Consider the following 18,760-nt stretch of genomic DNA (forward strand, 5'->3'; position numbering starts at 1 on the left):
CTTGGCCGCGCGTCCCGCTTCCTCTAGGGCTTGGAGCCAAAGAACAGGCGAAACAGGGAGGAGCGCCATGATCAAGACCCGCATTACCGAGATGTTCGGTGTCGAGACGCCGCTTATCATGGGCGGCATGACCGGCGTGGGCTATGCGCCGCTGGTCGCCGCCGTGGCCAACGCTGGCGCGCTCGGCTTCATCACCGCGCACCACTCGCCGACCGCCGAGGCGCTTTGGGAGGAGATCAAGCGCTGTAAGGAGCTGACCGATAAGCCGTTCGGGATCAACCTGACCCTGCTGCCGTCGCTGAACCCCATCCCCTATGACGAATACCGCGAGGCGATCATTGAGAGCGGCATCAAGATCGTCGAGACCGCCGGCCGCAACCCGACCGACCACCTGCCGCGCTTCAAGGAGAACGGGGTGAAGGTGATCCACAAGTGCACCTCGGTCCGCCACGCGGTGACCGCCGCGCGCCACGGCATCGACGTGATCTCCATCGACGGCTTCGAATGCGCCGGCCACCCGGGCGAGGACGATGTGGGCCTGGTGGTGCTGCTGCCGGCCACGGTGGACGCCGTGGACGTGCCGGTGATCGCCTCGGGCGGCATGGCCGACGGCCGCGGCCTGGCCGCCGCCCTGGCCCTGGGCGCCGAGGGCGTCAACATGGGCACGCGCTTCATGGCCACTCAGGAGTGCGCCATCCATGAGAACGTGAAGAAGAAGATCGTCGAAAACACCGAGCGCGACACGCTGCTGACCAACCGCACGCTGCGCAACACCAGCCGCGTGGCGCGCAATGCGGTCTCCGAGGAAGTCGTGCGCATCCAGCAGGACCCGACCAAGACCATCGAGGACGTGCGCCACCTGGTCGCCGGCGTCCGCGGCCGGACCAACGTGATGGGCAAGGGCGACACCGACGACGGCATCTGGACCGTCGGCCAGAGCCAGGGCCTGATCCACGACATCCCGACTGTCGCCGAAATGGTGCGCAACATCATGGGCCAGGCCGAACAGGTGCTCGAGCGCAGCGCTCGCCGGTTGCAGACCGCCTAGGAGCGTGAAGGGCCCGCGCGATGTGCGGGCCCTCTACGCGCCGGCCAGCCTGAACGTCCGCGCCTGCTCGGCGATGTTGGCGACGGTGCGGTGGGCCGAGGCGACCGCGCCTTCCTGCCAGCTCGGCAGATGGCTGAGATGCGCGCCGGCCAAGTGGATGCGGCCCTGGGGGGCGAGCAGCTGGCGATAGGCGGCGAGGTTGTTGCCGTCGGCGTTCCAGTGCAGCCATGGCCCGAGGTTGAACGGGATCTTGTTCCAGTTGACGACGATGGGCGCCGTCAGCTTGTCGCTCTGGCCCGGATGCAGCCGCTCGACGGCGGCGCGGGCCAGGGCCACCTGTTCGTTCAGTGGGCGGGCCTGGAAGGCGGCGGCCGGCTTGGCGACCATATAGGCCGCGACCAGCAGGCCGCGCGGGGCGTTGAAGTCGTTGCTCGGATACCAGACCGCGCCGGTGCCGCCGCTGGGGAACGACAGTCCGCCATAGATCTGCTCTGCTTCCCAGAACCGCGGGGCGTCGAACGCCACCTTGGCCGCCTGGTCCTGCACGGCGCCGGAGATGGCCGCCTTGAAGGCCGGATCGAAGTCGGTCTCGACCTGGGCCAGGGTGCTCAGCGGCAGGGTGACGACCAGATAGTCTGACGCCAGGCGCCGCACGGCGCCGGTGCGCCGCTCGCGCCAGGCGACCTCCGCCGCGCCGGGCGTCTGGCGGATCGACAGCACCTCGGCGCCCAGTCGCACTGGGCCTTTCAGCGAGCCCGCCAGGGCGCGCGGCAGGCGGTCCATGCCGCCGGCCGGCTGGAACATCGTCGCCTGCATAAGGATGTTGTCCTCGAACAGGATGTTCGGGGTCGACTCGCCGCGCAGCAGGTCGCGCAGATCCAGCGGCGGGCGCCGCGTCCCGGCGTCCTCGCCGGCGCCGGGCGCGGTCACGTAGCCTGAGCGCTCGGAGCCGCGGTAGGCGAGGTCGGGCTGCAGGTCGCCGTAGAGCTTGAGGAACGACAGCAGCCGTTCGCGGTCGTCGGTGGTCAGATCGGCATTCAGCGCGCCGCGATCGGCGGCCTTGGCCAACAGTTCGGAGATCTGGCCGCGGACGTCGTTGACCACCTGACGCTGCTGCACGGGCCGGCCGGCTAGGGCGCCGTCCGACTGCAACAGGGCGCTGCGGCTGGTGTTGACCTCGACCTCCAGTGGCACGCCGAGCGCCTTGCAGTAGTCGAGCACGCCCTGGTGATGGCTGGGGATCCGGGCCGGGCCGGCGTTGAAGTAAAGCCCCTTGGAGAGCCGGGCGACCTGGTCGTTCTCGCCGCGCATCTCGACCCGGTCGCCGTCGCGGATCGTCCAGGTGCGTCCGCCGACCCGCTCGCGCGCCTCGAGCACGGTGACCGCAAAGCCGGCCTTCTCCAGCTGGTGGGCGGCGACGAGGCCGGCGATCCCGGCGCCCAGCACGGTGACCTTTCGCCCGCCGCCGAACGCTGCGGGCAGGGCGGGCGCGGCCTGGGCCGGCGCGGTCGAGAGCAGGCCGAGCGCCTGCATGCCCGCATAGGCGGCCCCGTAGCCGCCGCCGGCGGCCAGGCGGCTGATGAAACGACGACGGCTGAGCCCCACGCGCTGACCTCACAGTTGCGAGCCTCAGGCATCGACCGCCGGCCGGCGGGGGCGGAACCCAGATTTTCTAGTTCAGCGGCGCCTTTTTGCTAGGGCGGGGCCGCGATCCCTGGCGGTGTCCGGGTTCGGCCGCGCGGTGGGCGCATATGAATTCTTCTGATGGGTTCGATGAGCGCTGCAAAGGTCGCGAAGATGACTTCGGCTCATGAGTTATATTGTTGATTTAGATATAGAAAAATCTCTTCGGTTCGGCAGAAATTGTTGGTCGCTGGGCGTGGCCGCCTGTTGTTCCTGTGATGGGCGTCCATCACCAGGGAGAGCCCGATGAGCTCCGCCGTACTTGAAGCCAGCGACCTGCAGCTGACGATCGACCGCCTCAACCCGACCATCGGCGCCGAGGTCGGCGGCGTGGACCTGACCCGTCCCTTGAGCGCCCAGTTGCGCGAGCAGCTTCGCGAGCTGCTGCTGAAGCACAAGGTGCTGTTCTTCCGCGACCAGGACATCACCCGCGACCAGCAGGTCGCCTTCGCCCTGAACTTCGGCGAACTCTACGCCCACCCGACCGGCGGGGTGGAGACCCATCGCGTGGTCCAGCCGATCGCCGCGGAGAACATCAAGAAGTACACGGCCAGCAACGAGAGCCACTGGCACACCGACACCAGCTGGCGGATCGATCCGTCGTTCGGCGCGGTGCTGCGGGCGGTGACCATTCCCGAGGTCGGCGGCGACACGATCTGGGCCGACGGGGCGGCGATCTACCGGGGGCTGCCCGAGGACCTGAAGGCCAGGATCGACGACCTCTACGTGATCCACGACTACCAGGACGCCCTGCGCCGCTCGGGCGTGAAGTACCCGCTGGTCGCCCATCCGATCGTGCGCACGCACCCGGAGACCGGCGAAGACATCTTCTGGGTCAACTTCGGCCTGAAGCCGCGGATCGTCGACCTCGACAAGGCCGAGAGCGATGCGCTGCTGGCGCGGCTCTACGAAGAGGTGAAGCGGCCCGAGTATCACGCCCGTTTCCGCTGGCGGAAGAACTCGGTGGCCTTCTGGGACAACCGCGCGGGGCTGCATTTTGCGGTCCGCGACTATGGCGACTTCCCGCGGGTGATGGAGCGGGTGCTGATCGCCAGCGACGACATTCCCTACCGCGTCCGCCGCTAGCCGGCCCTGGGCGCCGGCGGAGAGACGGCGCCCGACCTTCTTTCAGATCAAACCAACAGGCGGCCGTCAGAGCCGCCGGAGTCCTCATGCGCATTGTTTCCCTTCGCGCGGCGCTGATCGCGTCCGCCGCGCTTGTTTCCACGCCCGCCCTGGCCCAGTCGGGCGCGCCCAATGCCAGCCAGTCCGGAGTGGACGCGGCCGACGACGCCGTCGCCGAACTGGTGGTCACCGGCCTGCGGGGGCAGGCCCGGAGCATCGTCGACAGTCCGGCCCCGATCGACGTGGTCTCGGCCGAGCAGCTCACCGACACCGGCAAGCAGGGCCTGAAGGAGGTGCTGAACACGCTGCTGCCCTCGTTCAACCTGCCGGGCGTCAACGGGGGCGGGACGTCCTGGACCGTCCGGTCGGTGACGCTTCGTGGCCTGAACGGCGACCAGGCCCTGTTCCTGGTCAACGGCAAGCGGCGGCACACGACATCGCTGATCAACAACCTGGCGCGGGTAGGACGCGGCGGGGTGCCGGTCGATCTCGACCTGATCCCGGCCGCCTCGATCGCGCGCATCGAGGTGCTGCGCGACGGCGCCGCCGCGCAGTACGGCTCGGACGCCATCGCCGGCGTCATCAACATCATCCTCAAGAGCGACGACGAGGGCGGCCAGTTCGGAGTGAACACCGGCCGCAATTATCTTGGCGACGGCGAGACCATCGGGGCCTCGGCCACCTACGCGCGGCCGCTCGGCGAGGACGGCTTCGTCGATTTCGGGATCAACTGGAAGAACAGCCGCGCGGCCTCGCGCGCCATCCAGTCGACCGCCAAGTACATCTATCCGGCCCTGCCGGGCGGGGCGGCCGACCCGCGTGATGCGACCATCCCGCGGGACTTCTGGGGCCAGAGTTATGGACCTGGCGAAGAGGACGTGATCGCCACCTCGGTCAACGCCGAGCTGCCGATCTCGGACAAGACCCAGCTCTATGCGTTCGGCACGTTGAGCCACCGCAGCTCGAAGAAGAACACCGGCAGCTATCTGCCCAACAACGTCACCCGGCCGAATACGACCACGGCGCTGCCCGAGGTCTATCCGGAGGGCTTCAACGCCCTGCGGCGGATCTTCCAGCTCGACACCCAGGTGGCGTTCGGGGCGCGGGGCGAGCGCGGCGACTGGCGCTGGGACCTGTCGACCACCGTCGCCCACGACAACGCCCAGCTGGACGGACAGAACACGCTGAACGCGACGCTGGGCCCGTCCAGTCCGACCTATTTCCACCTCTCGACCCACGTCTTCGATCAGGCGACGACCAACTTCGACATCGCCCGTGAGTACGAGGTGGGTCTGGCCGGGCCGCTGACCCTGGCGCTGGGCGCCGAGCACCGCTTCGAGCAGTTCGAGATCCATCCGGGCGACGAGGCGTCGTACGTGATCGGCGACTATGTCATCCCGGCCGGGCAGCCGTTCGCCGGTCGCCCGCCAGCCCCGGGCCTGTCCTCCTATGCCGGCACGACGCCGGACGATGCGGGCAAGATCAGCCGCAACAGCTATGCGGCCTATGTCGACGTCGGGGGCGACGTGCTGGAGAACTGGTACGTCGGGGCCGCGGCGCGGGCCGAGTACTATACCGGCGGCGTCGGCTCCACCGTCAGCGGCAAGCTCTCGACCCGCTGGGAGTTCGCGCCGGGCTATGCGGTCCGTGCGACGGTCTCCAACGGTTTCCGCGCGCCGTCGCTGGCGCAGACGATCTTCGGCTCGTCGACCTTCTCGAGCATCCAGTGCCCGCCGCCGGCCGGCGTGGTCGCCAACTGCCAGCCGGGCGTCCCGTACGTCTCGGCGCCGACCAAGGTGCTGCCGACTTTCAGCCCGGCGGCGATCTCGCTGGGGGCCGAGCCGCTCGAACCCGAGACCTCGGTCAACTACAGCTTCGGGATCACCGCCGAGCCGTTGCCGAAGCTGCGGGTGACCGTCGACGCCTACCAGATCGAGATCGACGATCGCATCGTCGACGCCAGCGTGATCCGGGGGCCGGTCGTCGGCGCCATCCTGGCGGCCAATGGGCTGCAGAGCGACCTGTCGGTCTCGTACTACACCAATGCGGTGAACACCCGGACCCGCGGGGTCGACGCCGTGGTCGAGTACGCTGTCGACCTGGCTGCTTACGGCGACCTGCGGCTGTCGGCGGCCTATGCCTGGAACAAGACTGAGATCACCCGGATCAAGCCGACGCCGGCGGTGCTGGCCAACCTCGGCTATGCGCTGTTCGACCGCCAGAAGCAGGCCGACCTGACCATCGGCACGCCGCGGGACAAGTTCTCGCTCTCGGAGATCTGGAGCCTGGACCGCTGGAAGGTCAGCCTGCGCCAGACCCGCTACGGCGAGTACACCGAGGCCGGGTCCCAGCCGGTCAACGACCGCACCTACAGCCCCCAGTGGGTCGTCGATCTCGACGTTTCCGTCGACCTGGACGCCAACACCACCCTGGGGATCGGCGCCAACAACCTCTTCGATCAGTACCCCGACGAGATCGGGCTGCTGAGCCCGGACACCGGCACGGGCCGGTTTGGGAGCTTCTCTCCGTTCGGCATCACCGGCGGCTACTACTACGCCCGGTTCGAGCGGCGTTTCTGATGGAGGGCCGCATGGATCGCAGGCGCATTCTGCAACTGGGCGCGGGGTTGATGCTGGGGGCGGCGCTGCCGGCCTGCTCGCCCGCCGGCGACAAGGGCGCCGTCCTCAAGGTCGGCAGCCAGAAGGGCGGCGCCAAGGCGCTGGTCCTGGCCTCCGGCGTGCTGGAGGGCGCGCCCTATCGGGTGGAGTGGAGCGAGTTTCCCGCCGCCCAGCACCTGCTGGAGGCGATCGGGGCGGGCGCGGTCGACCTGGGCGCGGTGGGCGACGCGCCGTTCCTGTTCGCCTACGCCGCCGGGGCGCCGATCAAGGCGGTGCAGGCCTCGCGCTCCTCGGGGGGCGGGGCCTCGACCGCCGTGCTCGTGCGGGGTGACTCGCCGCTCACCAGCGCCGCCCAGCTGAAGGGCCGGCGCGTCGCCACTGGCCGCGGCTCGATCGGCCACTTCCTGCTGCTCAAGGTGCTGGAGCGCGAGGGGCTGAAGCGCAGTGACGTGGATCTGGTCTTCCTCGCGCCCGGCGACGCCAAGGCCGCCTTCGCGACGGGGGCGGTGGACGCCTGGGTGACCTGGGGTTCGTACGTCGCGCTGGCCATCGAGCATGACGGCGCGCGGGTGCTGAGCGACGGGCGCGGCCTGTTGAGCGGCTATGGTTTCGAGGTCGCCGGCGACCGGGCCATCGCCGGCAAGTCGGCTGAGCTGACCGACTTCCTGCGTCGGCTGGCCCAGGCCAAGCGCTGGGTCGGCGGCCATCGCGACGAGTACGCCAAGGTGCTGGCCAAGGAGACCGGGCTGGAGCTGTCGATCGCCGCCTACACGGTGGCCAACACTCGTGGCGAACCGGTGCCGATCGACCAAGCGGTGATCGGCGAGCTTTCCGAGGTGCTGGCGGTGTTCCGTGCGGCCGGGGAGCTGAAGGCGGCCCCCGAGGTCGGCGCGGCGTTCGCGCCGGCGTTCAATGCGGCGCTGACGTCATGAACGACCCGCTGCGGTTGGAGGCGGACGTGCTGGTGATCGGCGGCGGGCTGGCCGGCTGCTGGACCGCCGCGGCCGCGGCGCAGGCAGGGGCCAGCGTGATCCTGGCCGAGAAGGGCTATTGCGGGACCAGCGGCGTGACCGCCACCGCTGGCCCTTCGCACTGGTGGGTCCCGCCCGAACCGCCCGCCGCCCGCGAACAGGCGATCGCCGAGCGTCACGCCCGCGGCTTTGGCCTTTCGGACCCGGCCTGGATGGCGCGGATCCTCGACATCACCTGGCGGACGCTGCCGACGCTGGCGCCGTTCTATCGGTTCTCAGTCGACGACCAGGGACAGGTTCAGCACCGCGGCCTGCGCGGCCCGGAATACATGCGGGCCATGCGCGCGCTGGTCGAGCACCTGGGCGTGACGATCCTGGACCAGAGCCCGGCTCTTGAACTGCTCACCCGCCACGACGGGACGGTCGCGGGAGCGGCCGGGCATCGTCGGCAGGAGGGCCGCGACTGGATCGTGCGAGCCGGGGCAGTGGTGATCGCCACCGGCGGCTGCGCCTTCGCCTCGCATCTGCTGGGGGCCGGCAACAACACCGGTGAGGGGCTGCTGATGGCGGTCGAGGCCGGCGCCGATCTCTCGGGCATGGAGTTCACCAACTACTACACCGTCGCCCCGGCCGGCACGACGATGACCCGGTCGATGGCCTACACCTTCGGCCGCTACTTCGACGCCGATGATCGCGAGTTGGGGATCCATCCCGGGCCGGACATGAACCGGGCGTTGGGCGAGGCGCTGCTGAAGGGGCCGGTGTTCTGCCGTCTGGACCGCGTGCCGCAGGACATCCGCGAGCGCATGCCGCAGGTGCAGCCGAACTTCGTGCTGACCTTCGCGCGGCAGGGGATCGATCCTTATCGCGACCGCTTCGCGGTGACGCTGCGCGCCGAGGGCACCGTGCGCGGGATCGGCGGCCTGCGGCTGCAGGACCAGGACTGCCGCACGCGCGTGAGGGGGCTCTATGCGGCCGGCGACGCGGCGACCCGCGAGCTGGTGGCGGGCGCCACCTCCGGCGGGGGCAATCAGAATTCGGCCTGGGCGCTGTCGTCCGGCCAGATCGCCGGGGCGGCGGCGGCCGGCCTCGCCCTGCGCGAAGGCCGCGGCGTGCAGCGCATCGCCTATGTCGCCGGCCGCGCCGGCCTGCGGCCGTCAGCCGGGGCGCGCAGCTTCGATGTTGGCGCGGCGGTGGAGCTGGCTCGCCGTGAGATGGGCGATCTCGACAAGAACATGTTCCGTCGCGGCGAGGACCTTGCGGCCTCGCTGGACCGCCTGAGTAGCGCATTCGCCGAGCTGGCGACGCATGGCTCGGCGCTTGGGGGCGAGCGCCAGCGGCTGCGTGAGGCGGCCGGGATGCTGGCCGCTGCTCGCTGGAGCAAGGCCTCGGCCCTGGCGCGGGCCGAGAGCCGCGGCATGCACCACCGCTCCGACGCGCCGGCTAGCCGCGCGCAGTTCGCCAGCCGCCAGCGCTCGGGCGGGCTGGAGAGCGTCTGGACCCGTTTCGAGCGCCAGCCGGCGGAGGCCGTCCCATGATCTCGTTCGTCGCCGAGGACCGCTGCGAGCCATGCGGCGCCTGTGTCGCCGTCTGCCCGGCGAATGTCTTCGAGGCGGGGCCGGGCGGGCGCCCGGTCATCGCGCGCCAGACGCAGTGCCAGACCTGCTTTCTTTGCGAGCTCTACTGTCCCGCGGACGCGCTCTACGTCGACCCGGACTGCGAGACCGTCCGGCCTGTCGACCCGGCGCAGGCTGCGCCGCTGCTCGGCCAGTACCGACGCGAGTCCGGCTGGGGCGAGTGGGCCGACGTTTACGCCAACGAGCACTGGCGGATGGGCGAGATCTTCGCCCGCGCCCGCGCCTTGGCGACGCCCCGCACCTGAACCCCCGCAAAACAAGGAGAAGCGGCATGGCTGTGCAAGATACATTGAGGAGCCGGCTGGCGGCGCTGCACGAGGAGCGCAAGCGGACCTGGGAGCCGGCGGCGCTGCAGGCCAACATCGACCAGCGCCGGCGGCTGGTGGAGGCGGCCGATCCGGGTTCGTGGGTGAGGGCCGGCAACGTGGTCGCCCCGTTCACGCTCAGCGAGGTCGACGGGCAGGAACTGACGCTCGATGGTCTGCTGGTCAAAGGGCCGCTAGTGCTGGTGTTCTTCCGGTTCGCCGGCTGCCCGGCCTGCAACATCGCCCTGCCGTACTATCAGGAGCGGCTGGCGCCCGGCCTGGCCAAGCTGGGCGCGACCCTGGTCGCGGTCAGCCCGCAGGTTCCGGAGAAGCTGGCCGAGATCAAGCGTCGTCACGACCTTACGTTCCTGGTCGCCTCCGACCGCAACGAACTCGGCCGGCGGTTCGGGATCCTCTACGAGCCGGACGAGGCGTCGAAGGCCGCATCGCGAGCCAAGGGCTCGTTCATCGGCGATACGACTGGCCTGGGGACCTGGGAGTTGCCGCAGCCGGCGGTGGTGGTGATCGGGCAAGACCGGGTCGTACGGTTCGCCGAGGTCAGCCCCGACTGGCTGGTCCGCGCTGAGGCCGAGACGGTGCTCGAGGCGCTGAGCGTTCCGGCGATCTGAGCCGAAAAAGAACCCCCTCTCCACGGCGTGGAGAGGGGGCGGAGGCTACGCCAATTGGTGGAAGCCGCGCTCGAAGTAGAGCAGGGGAGCGCCGCCCTGGGTCCTGGCGTCGCTGACGTCCAGAATGAAGACCGTGTGGCTCGCCGCGTCGATACGGCAGCAGACCGGGCCGGCCAGCGAAACCAGCGCTTGGCGATAGGCCGGCGGCGATTGCGGCTGCAGGGCCCAGCGATCGGCCGCGAAGCGCTCGCCGGCGCGGTCCGGGCGGGAGAAGCGCTCGGCCTCAGCCTGGTCGTCGTCGGCCAGGATCGACAGGCTGACAGCGTCGGCGTGCAGCAGCGCCTGGTGGGCGCTGGCCGCCTTGCGCACGCAAAACAGAATTCGCGGCGGATCGCTGGAGAGGCCGGTCAGCGAGCTGACCAGCAGCCCGCGCGGACCCTCTGGCGTCCAGCAGGCGACGACCGCCACGCCCGAGGCAAGCTTGGCCAGCCCGTCGCGGAACGCGGCCTCGTCCACCGGCGGCCAGAGCCGGACGACATCGCAGGTCCCCTCGGCGGCGCTCGCCGCCCGCACGCTACCGTCGGCCATGGCGCGACCCCTTAACTGGCGACCGCGGCGGCCCGCGCGTCGCGTTCGGCGACGAGCTGGCGGACGAGAGGCAGCAATTCGGCGCCATAGGCCTTGGCGTCGTCCAGCGGGTCGAAGCCGCGGATCAGGAAGGTGCTGACGCCGAGGTCGTAGTAGTCGAGCAGGCCTTCGGCCACCTGTTCGGGCGTGCCGACCAAGCCCGTGGAGTTGCCGGACGCGCCGGTGACGGCGGCGACGCCGGTCCACAGACGCTTGTCGATCCGGTGGCCCTGGGCGGCGGCCTGCAACAGGCGCTGGGCTCCGACGTTCGGCGGGGCGTGGCCCTCGGTCGCCAGGCCGGCGGCCTTCCGCAATTCGATGGTGCGCGCGACGATGTCGTCGGCGCGTTTCCAGGCCGCCTCTTCGGTGCCGGCGATGACGGGACGCAGCGACAACGAGAAGCGGACGTCGCGGCCGTGCTTGGCCGCAGCGGCGCGGACGCGGGCGATGGTCTCGCGCACCTGGGCCTGGCTCTCGCCCCACAGCGCGAAGATGTCGGCGTGCTTGCCGGCCACTGGAATGGCCTCGTCCGACGAGCCGCCGAAATAGATTGGAATGTGCGGCTTCTGCAGCGGCTTCACCGCGCCGTACGCCTGGACGACGTCGTAGTAGTCGCCCTTGTAGTCGAAGGGCTTTTCGCTGGTCCATTCCTGCCGGACGATGTCCAGGTACTCGCTGGTGCGCGCGTAGCGCTGGGCCTTGGTCAGGTGGTCGCCGTCCTTCTTCATCTCGTCATCGGCGCCGCCGGTGATGATGTGGACCGCAATCCGCCCCTTGCTGAAGTGGTCGAGGGTGGCGAGCTGGCGCGCGGCGATGGTCGGGGCGGTGAAGCCCGGACGGTGGGCGATCATGAAGCCCAGCTTCTCGGTTACGCTGGCCGCGTGCTGGACGATCCCGACGCTTTCGGGCGAGGTCGAACCGAAGGCCACCAGGGCCCGATCGAAGCCGCCGGCGTCGTGGGCCTTGGCGACCTCCTCGACATAGGCGACATCCAGTACCGGCCCTTTGGGCGGATGGATTTCCGATGAATGGTTGGCGCCGATGTAGCCGATGAATTCGACGGGCATGCCGGTCTCCGATCAGGGTGTTCTTCAATTCCGAGTGTAGTGCTGGGAATTGCCGGATCAGGAACGAATTGTTCTCATCGGCCCTATCAGCGACGCTGAAGTCAGGCGCGGACCAGCAGCCGGTCGGGCGAGGTTTCGCGGGCGATGGCCCGGCCTACGGACGGCCGCGCCAGGGTCCGCCGAGCATGGGTGTCGAAAGCTGGGAAATCTGAGGTCGTAATGTCGAGCCGCGGCGCCCAGCGATGGAAGACCAGGGCATAGGGATCGAGCAGGCTGAAGGTCTCGCCGAGCAGCCAGGGCCCGCCGTGCGACAGCCGTTCGTCCAGCTCGGCGAAGGCGGACAGCACGTTCTCGCGGCCGCCGGCGCGGAGCGCGGGCCAGGCGGCCTCGTCGCGGGTGAAACGCTCGGGCCGGAACACTTGGGCGAACGAGACATGCACCGAACTGGAGAACCAACCGATCAGCTCATAGGCGCGGCCGACGGCGATCAGGTCGCCGGCCGGGAGCAACCGAGCGGAAGGATAGGCCTGGGCGATCAGCGTGAGCACCGCGGCGTTCTCGCCGATCGCTTGGCCGTCGATCGCCAGGGCCGGGACGCGGCCGCGCGGGTGCAGGGCCAAGTACTCGGCCGAGCGCTGATCGCCCTCGGCGAGCACGAGGCGGACGGCGTCGAAGTTGGCGCGCGCCTCCTCCAGACCCACGAGAGCGGGCAGGGAGCAGGAACCGCCGGCGAAGTAGAGCGTGAGCGACATGGCGGACCTCAGATGACGTAAAAGCCGTGCGCGCCGTCGCGCGCCAGTTGGTCGACCAGGCCGAATTCCCAGTCGAGATAGGCCTGCATGGCCTCGGCGGCGTTGTCGGTGCCTTCGTAGGGACGGCGATAGACGTCTTCGGGGGCGCTAGCGGCTTGAGTGAATCCGTCTTCGAGCGGCAGGCGTCCGACGATCCACGCGGCCGTACCGCCTTCCAGCACCGCCGGCGTGCGGCCGGTGAGCGCGCCCAGATCGTCGGCCGCGAGGCGGGCCAGAGCTCCGTCCGGCGAGGTCAATACGAGTTCGCGGTCTTGCGGCAGCTGTGTCAGCGCCGCCTCCAGGCGGCTGCGGATCGCGAACCAGGCGCCGGGGATGTGGCCGCGGCGATAGGCCGGGCTGGGGGCCAGGTCGATGACGGTCACCTCGCCGAGGCGGGCATGGAGTTCGGCGGCGGTCAGGGTCGGGGTGTCGGGCAACGCTGGGGCGGCGGCGCGCCAGGGGCCCTTGGCCAGCTCCCCGTCGAAACCGCCGTCCAGCACGTAGACCCCCCAGCCCATCTGGGCGAGCCAGGAGGCGCTCATGTGGGCCCGCACGCCACGGTCGTCGGCCAGCACGATCCGCGCACCGCGGACTGGGGCGAAGACGTCGGTCTCCTGCACCAGCTGGCCGCCGGGGGCGCTGCGGAACCCCGGAATGTGGCCGCTTGCGTAGTCCTCGGGCGGGCGCACGTCGAAGCGGTAGAGGGTGCGGGCCGCATCGCGTCCCAGGATCTCCAGCCCGCGCACGTCGATCACCTTGACCCCGGCGCGGTAGGACACCGCCTGCGCGGCCTTCAGCGCCTCGCCGGCGCGGCCCTCGGAGACCTCCGGGAAGCGATCCTGGCGACCATGTTCCAGGGTCTGGCCGGCCAGCGTCCAGCCGATGGTGCCGTTGCGCAGGGCGAAGACCTTGTTGGGCAGGCCGGCGTTGATCAGCGACTGGGCGCCGATGATGCTGCGGGTGCGGCCGGCGCAGTTGACGATGATGGTGGTCGAGGGATCGGGCGCGATCTCGCGCGCTCGCAGCACCAGTTCTGCGCCCGGCACGCTGACGCCGCGCGGGATGCTCATGGTGTTGTATTCCTCGAACCGGCGCGCATCGAGGACGACCAGGTTTTGTTCCTGTTCGATCAACGCCTTGGCGTCGGGGGCGGGGACCGAGGGCGTGTGCCGCCGGCTCTCGACCAGCTCGCCGAAGGCCTTGCTGGCCGAATTGACGTCCTGGAAAAGCTCCAGGCCGGCCTGGCGCCAGCCGGCAAGGCCGCCGGCCAGAGCCGAGACCTGGGTGTAGCCGAGGGCGCGCAGCCGCTCGGCCGCCTTAGGAACCAGGCCTTCGTCGTTGTCGTAGAGCACGATCTTGGTGGCGCGCCGCGGAACCCGGTCGAGGATCTCCAGCTCCAGCCGGCTGAGCGGCAGTTGGGCGGCGAACAGCGGATGGTCCTTGGCGAAGGGGTCTTCCTCGCGCAGGTCGATCAGCGCCACCTCGCGGCGGGCGATCCAGTCCAGGCGAACGTCGGCGGGTGAGGTTTCCGAGATCATGCTTCAGAGGCTCTTGGAGGCGTCCCAGAGATTGGGCAGCACGCTGTTGGAGTAACCGGAGATGAAGGGCTTGGGCCGCCCTTCGGCGTCGTAGGTCGAGCGCCGCACCGCGCCGATGTTGGCGCCGTAGACGTGGATGCTGACGGAGTCGCGGTCGTCAAAGGCGTTGGACACCTGGTGGATGTCGCCGATGGTCGGGGACACGGTCTCAACCTCGCCGGGCTCCAGCCGGTGCGGCGGGCCGTGGGGCGCGAGCAGGCCGTCCGGTCCCCGCTCGAAAGCCTGGGAGATCTCGGCGCCGCGCAGGACGCCGACCAGACCCCAGACGGTGTGATCGTGGACCGGGGTCTGCTGTCCGGGACCCCACACAAAGCTGACGATCGAGAACCGCTGGCGGCTGTCGCAATGCAGCAGGTGTTGGCTGTAGCGCTCGGGATTGGACTGGGCGAAGGCGTCCGGCAACCAGTCGTCGTGGGCGACCAAGTCGGCCAGCAGGGTCTTCCCCGCCTCCAGCACCTGCGCCTCGGCCGCGTTTGCGTCCAGGAGTGCGGCGATGTCGGAGACGAAGGTGCGGAGGCGGGGAAGGTTCACAGGGCGTACCTCAGCGTCAGGAGGACGGTCCGCGGGTCGGGGAAGTTCTGGTAGTAGACCCCGGTGCTGGGCGTGTAGGTGGCGCTCACTGGCTTGTCAGAGTCCAGCAGGTTGCGGCCCGAAAGCACCAGCGACCAACGTGGATCGGGCGACGTCCAGGTCGCGACGGCGTTCAGGAAGCCCTGGGCCGGGATCGTGTGCTGGCCCCCGGGCGAGGGGATCGCGTTCGAGTAGGTCTTGGTCTGGTACTGGGCGTTGACGCCCAGCCGCAGCGCACCAGGGATATCGACCGGCACATCCCAGGTCAGGCCGCCAGACAGGCTCCAGCGCGGCGAGTTGGTCAGCCGATTGCCGTCGGCGTCGACCCCGGCCCCGCCGGCGCCCTTGTACTCGTCGTAGATCGCAAACAGGTAGCCGGCCGAGAACTGGGCTGAGAGCTGCTCGCTGAGCCGCGCGTCGGTCTCCAGTTCAACGCCATAGCTGTGCGCCTGGCCGGCGTTGCCGCGGCGGCTGCCGACATAGGCCGGGTCGTAGAAGGCCACCTGCAGGTTCTGGTAGTCGTTGTAGAACACCGCCAGGTTTGCCCGCAGGCGGTGGTCGAGCCACTCGCTCTTGAGGCCCGCCTCGTAGGTGATCACGTCCTCGGGCGCGAAGGGCAGGGTGGCGAGGTCGAGGCGCGTGGCGCGGTTGTCGAAGCCGCCCGACTTGAAGCCCTTGGAATAGGTCAGGTAGCCGAGCACGTCCGGCGTCCAGGCGTACTGCACCGACAGCTTCGGCGTGATCGCCGACCAGATCTTCTGAGCCTCGCCCTTGATCGAGGGGGCGACGACCTGGCCGGCCAGGTTCAGCACGGCGTTGTCGAAGGTGAAGGTCTTCTCTTCGTTGGTCCAGCGCAGGCCGCCGGTCAGCTTCAGCTTGTCGCTGACGCTCCAGGTCGCCTCGCCGAACACCGCATAGGCGTCCGTGTTGGTGACGTTGTGGGCGCGTAGGAAGTTGTAGTTGCCCGGCGTCGTGACCGGGTCGGTGTTCAGGGCGTTGCGGCGGCTGTAGCCGTCGCGCTCCACGAAGAAGCGCTCGTGCAGATAGAAGAGCCCGGTGGTGAAGGTGACCGCGCCGTAGTCGCCGTTCAGCTGGATTTCCTGGGTGTAGTACTGATCGTTGTAGTGGATCAGGTTCTTCTGGATGAGGGCTGCTTCCCCGTCGTTGTCGTAGTTCACGGGGTTGAGGTTGAAGCCGCCGTAGGCGCTGATCGACTTCAGTTGCAGGCGGTCTGAGAGGTCGTAGGTGATCCGCAACGAGCCGGAGATCTGGTCGAGGTCCTGGGTCGGCGGGACCTCGGAATAGGACTTGGTCTTGTCGAAGACGCCGCCCGGCTGGCGGACCGGGATGTAGGAACGTGTGTCGCTGCGGTCGCGCAGGGCGTTGATGGTCAGCAGCGCGTCCAGCCGATCATTAGGCGTCCAGCGCAGCTTGGCGCGGTAGGCGTCAAGGTTGATACGGTTGACGTCGTGGCCGAGGGTCGGGTCGTCGGTGACGCCGTCGCGCTTGTGGTGGATATAGGAGAAGCTGCCCGACAGCGTGTCAGTGAGCGGCCCCTCGACCAGGGCGCGGACATCGACCGCGCCGTAGTTGCCTAGCCCCACTTCGCCCTTCAGCCGCAGGTCGCGGCCGGGATCGCGGGTGATGATGCGCAGGGCGCCGGCGCTGGAGTTGCGGCCATAAAGCGTGCCCTGCGGACCGCGCAGCACCTCGATCCGCTCCAGGTCGTTGAACTCGACCATCGAGCCGATCTGGCGTGGGATGTAGACGTCGTCGACATAGACGGCGAGCACCGGCTCCTGGATCGGATCGCTCTCGCCGACGCCGCGCAGCGAATAGGTCTGGGTCGTGTGGCTGATCGTGACCCGGCTCACCGAAAGGTTCGGCACCGAGCCGGCCAGATCGCGGATGTTGTCGATCTTGCGGTCCGCCAGCGTCTGGGCGCTGAAGGCGGAGATCGCGATCGGGGTCTCCTGGAGGTTGGTCGCGCGCCGCTCGGCGGTGACGATCAGTTCCTCCACCGACGGCGCGTCTGCAGCGGCGTCCTCCGCGGCCGCGCTTCCGGACCAGGCGACCGCGCCGGCCAGCGCGACCGAGGCGAGCAGCGCCGGCCGCGGATTTCGATGTTCAGGTTTCCAAAGCATTCTGACGCCCCGTGTTGAGATGAGGGCGTTGAATAGCTTCGAGTGAAGCGCGGCAACGTACATTAGCTGTTTTTGCGTATAGGTGATCTATTATCGAGATGGCGAATACTATAGATCATGAATATTCAATACTTGGGGGCGAGGTCGGTATTCAGGTCTTGAGTCCAGAGTTTGCTGACGTCGACTTTGGCGGGGATCGCGCCGATCTGGGCGAAGACATCTGCGACTGTCTGCTGCGAGGCGATCGCTTCCTCGTTGACGGGGGCGAGCTCTGTCCGGGCGCTGCGCTCTCGGTGCTGTTGCTCGTAGACCGCGACGGGCACGCCGGTGGCCTTGGACTGGGCCGCGGCCCAGAGCGATGGGTTGGCGTCGGCCCAGTCGTAGGCGCGGCGCACGCGCTGCAGGTGGTCGACGATCGCGGCGCGGCGTGGCGGGTCGAGGAGGGCCTCGTCGAGGGCGGCGTGCAGGTAGTTGCCAGACAGCCGGCCAAGCCCGGTGGTCAGCACCCGTGCGCCGAGCTGAGAGCGGGCGAGGTTGCCCTGCACCCCATAGATGACCCAGGCGTCGAGCGATCCTTGGCTGAAGGCTGACAGCCCGTCCTGCGGCGAGAGCGCGATCGGCGAGACGTCGGCCAGGGTCAGGCCCTGCTCGGCCAGCAGCCGCACGAGGAAGTACTGCGCGGTCGTGGCGCGGACATAGCCGATGCGCTTGCCCTTGAGATCAGCCGGGGTGCGGATCGGCGAGTCCTTGGGGACCAGCGTCACCTGCGAATTGACGTCGCCCTTCTGCACCGCGACCAAGCGCAGATGAGTGGGCCGGCCAGCCACGAAGACGGGCGGGATCTCGCTCATTGAGCCGATGTCGATGGCGCGCGCATCGATGGCCTCGGTGATCAGGTTGCCGCCGGCGAACTCGGCCCACTGGACCTTGTAGGGCGTCTGATCGAGACCGGCCGCCTGCAGCAGGTGATGCACGCCGCCCTTGTAGGTGGCCACGCGCAGCACGTCGGCCGAGGCTGCGCCGCGCGGCGCGCAGGCGGCCAGCGCCGCGCCGGCCGCCAGCAGCCCGCGGCGCGAAAAGCTGGTCACGCTCATCAGTCGAACAGGTCCGGCTCTTCTTCGCTGACCACGTCCCAGTAGGGCTGGAAGGCGTAGATCCCGCCGACCTCGCTGCCGACCTGGCCGGCGGTGTGGCGGGCGACTTCGGGGGGCATAGGCCGGGTCTGACCGGCCGCCTCGGCCAGCAACTGCACCTGGCAGGCGTTTTCCATGGCCAAGTAGCGCCAGACCGCCGCCTCGACGCTTTGGCCGACGGTCAGGATGCCGTGGTTCTGCAGGATCACCGCCTTGCGGGGGCCGAGCGCCTCGGCGATCTTTTCGCCCTCGCTGGTGTCGAGCACGACGCCGGAGAACTCCTCGAAGAGCGAATGGTCGTCGTAGAAGGCCGCGGCGTCCTGGGTCAGCGGGTCGAGCAGGCGGCCGAGCGCCGACCAGGCCTTGCCATACAGGGAGTGCGAGTGGGCGGCGGCGATCACGTCGGGCCGAGCCTTGTGCAGCTCGGAGTGAATGGCGAAGGCCGCGCGGTTCAGGCGCGGCTTGGCGTGGGCCGGCGGCTGGACGATCTCGCCCTCATGGCTGACCAGCATCAGGTCCGAGACGGTGATCCGGCTGAAGTGGACACCCGCCGGATTGACCCAGAAATGGTCGGGATGCTCGGGATCGCGGGCGGTGATATGGCCGGCGCCGCCCATGTCGAAACCGTTGCGCGCAAACAGTCGGTAGCCAGCGGCCAGCCGCTGCTTGCGATAAAGGCGCTCGGCTTCCAGCGTCGGCTGCTGGGGCACGACGCCGGGCGCGCCGAACGCGCGCTCGGGCAGGGCCGTCTCGATCTTGTCCGGATGGGACGCCCGCAAGGGGCGCTGAAGGGGCAGGTTCATGCGGGCTCCTG

Annotated in this window: 16 protein-coding genes; 7 read left to right on the forward strand and 9 right to left on the reverse strand. The window is 69.3% G+C overall.

Annotated features, from left to right (window positions below; genetic code table 11):
• Positions 1–67 precede the first annotated feature (67 nt).
• Entirely contained in the window at positions 68–1,048 is a 981-nt protein-coding gene (locus C0481_RS00400) for a nitronate monooxygenase family protein (RefSeq protein ID WP_293399331.1), read from the forward strand.
• 33 nt (positions 1,049–1,081) lie between these two features.
• On the opposite strand, the gene C0481_RS00405 is transcribed toward C0481_RS00400, so the two are convergent.
• Positions 1,082–2,653, reverse strand: a complete 1,572-nt coding sequence (locus C0481_RS00405; RefSeq protein WP_293399334.1) for an FAD-dependent oxidoreductase — start codon at positions 2,651–2,653, stop codon at positions 1,082–1,084.
• Between the two features lie 324 nt (positions 2,654–2,977).
• On the opposite strand from C0481_RS00405, the gene C0481_RS00410 reads away from it, so the two are divergent.
• The 6 genes from C0481_RS00410 (at position 2,978) to C0481_RS00435 (ending at position 10,016) form a co-directional block, all read left to right on the forward strand.
• On the forward strand, positions 2,978–3,817 hold the full coding sequence (locus C0481_RS00410) for a TauD/TfdA family dioxygenase (protein WP_293399336.1): 840 nt from the start codon (positions 2,978–2,980) through the stop codon (positions 3,815–3,817).
• Between the two features lie 86 nt (positions 3,818–3,903).
• Positions 3,904–6,435 carry a TonB-dependent receptor gene (locus C0481_RS00415; RefSeq protein ID WP_293399339.1) on the forward strand — a complete coding sequence of 844 codons (2,532 nt, stop codon included), beginning with the start codon at positions 3,904–3,906 and terminating at the stop codon, positions 6,433–6,435.
• Between the two features lie 11 nt (positions 6,436–6,446).
• Positions 6,447–7,406: an ABC transporter substrate-binding protein gene (locus C0481_RS00420; protein WP_293399342.1), complete on the forward strand. Its 960-nt coding sequence runs from the start codon at positions 6,447–6,449 to the stop codon at positions 7,404–7,406.
• On the forward strand, positions 7,403–8,983 hold the full coding sequence (locus tag C0481_RS00425; protein WP_293399345.1) for an FAD-binding protein: 1,581 nt from the start codon (positions 7,403–7,405) through the stop codon (positions 8,981–8,983). Before C0481_RS00420 ends, C0481_RS00425 begins: the two co-directional genes overlap by 4 nt.
• Positions 8,980–9,327, forward strand: a complete 348-nt coding sequence (locus tag C0481_RS00430; protein ID WP_293399347.1) for a ferredoxin family protein — start codon at positions 8,980–8,982, stop codon at positions 9,325–9,327. The genes C0481_RS00425 and C0481_RS00430 overlap by 4 nt, the downstream gene beginning before the upstream one ends.
• Before the next feature lie 26 nt (positions 9,328–9,353).
• On the forward strand, positions 9,354–10,016 hold the full coding sequence (locus C0481_RS00435) for a peroxiredoxin-like family protein (protein WP_293399349.1): 663 nt from the start codon (positions 9,354–9,356) through the stop codon (positions 10,014–10,016).
• Positions 10,017–10,061: 45 nt separating this feature from the next.
• Here C0481_RS00435 and C0481_RS00440 read toward each other — a convergent pair whose 3' ends face one another.
• The 8 genes from C0481_RS00440 to C0481_RS00475 all read right to left on the reverse strand — a co-directional run bounded on the left by C0481_RS00440 (position 10,062) and on the right by C0481_RS00475 (position 18,749).
• Positions 10,062–10,604 carry a flavin reductase family protein gene (locus C0481_RS00440; RefSeq protein ID WP_293399351.1) on the reverse strand — a complete coding sequence of 181 codons (543 nt, stop codon included), beginning with the start codon at positions 10,602–10,604 and terminating at the stop codon, positions 10,062–10,064.
• 11 nt (positions 10,605–10,615) lie between these two features.
• Positions 10,616–11,710, reverse strand: coding sequence for an LLM class flavin-dependent oxidoreductase (locus tag C0481_RS00445; protein ID WP_293399354.1), 1,095 nt, complete (start codon positions 11,708–11,710; stop codon positions 10,616–10,618).
• 101 nt (positions 11,711–11,811) lie between these two features.
• A complete protein-coding gene (locus tag C0481_RS00450) occupies positions 11,812–12,462 on the reverse strand; it encodes a glutathione S-transferase (protein WP_293399357.1) in 651 nt (216 codons plus the stop codon).
• An 8-nt stretch (positions 12,463–12,470) separates the two neighbouring features.
• Positions 12,471–14,039 carry a rhodanese-like domain-containing protein gene (locus C0481_RS00455; RefSeq protein ID WP_293399359.1) on the reverse strand — a complete coding sequence of 523 codons (1,569 nt, stop codon included), beginning with the start codon at positions 14,037–14,039 and terminating at the stop codon, positions 12,471–12,473.
• 3 nt (positions 14,040–14,042) lie between these two features.
• Positions 14,043–14,630, reverse strand: a complete 588-nt coding sequence (locus C0481_RS00460) for a cysteine dioxygenase (protein WP_293399362.1) — start codon at positions 14,628–14,630, stop codon at positions 14,043–14,045.
• Positions 14,627–16,813 (reverse strand): TonB-dependent receptor, encoded by a 2,187-nt coding sequence (locus tag C0481_RS00465; protein ID WP_293399364.1) that lies wholly within the window; start codon positions 16,811–16,813, stop codon positions 14,627–14,629. Before C0481_RS00465 ends, C0481_RS00460 begins: the two co-directional genes overlap by 4 nt.
• Before the next feature lie 125 nt (positions 16,814–16,938).
• The gene (locus tag C0481_RS00470; protein WP_293399367.1) at positions 16,939–17,907 is read right to left on the reverse strand and encodes an ABC transporter substrate-binding protein; all 969 of its coding nucleotides are present in this window, start codon (positions 17,905–17,907) and stop codon (positions 16,939–16,941) included.
• Positions 17,907–18,749, reverse strand: coding sequence for a class II aldolase/adducin family protein (locus tag C0481_RS00475; RefSeq protein ID WP_293399369.1), 843 nt, complete (start codon positions 18,747–18,749; stop codon positions 17,907–17,909). Before C0481_RS00475 ends, C0481_RS00470 begins: the two co-directional genes overlap by 1 nt.
• Positions 18,750–18,760: the final 11 nt, after the last annotated feature.

Source organism: Phenylobacterium sp. (assembly GCF_013822795.1).
Lineage (GTDB): Bacteria > Pseudomonadota > Alphaproteobacteria > Caulobacterales > Caulobacteraceae > Phenylobacterium.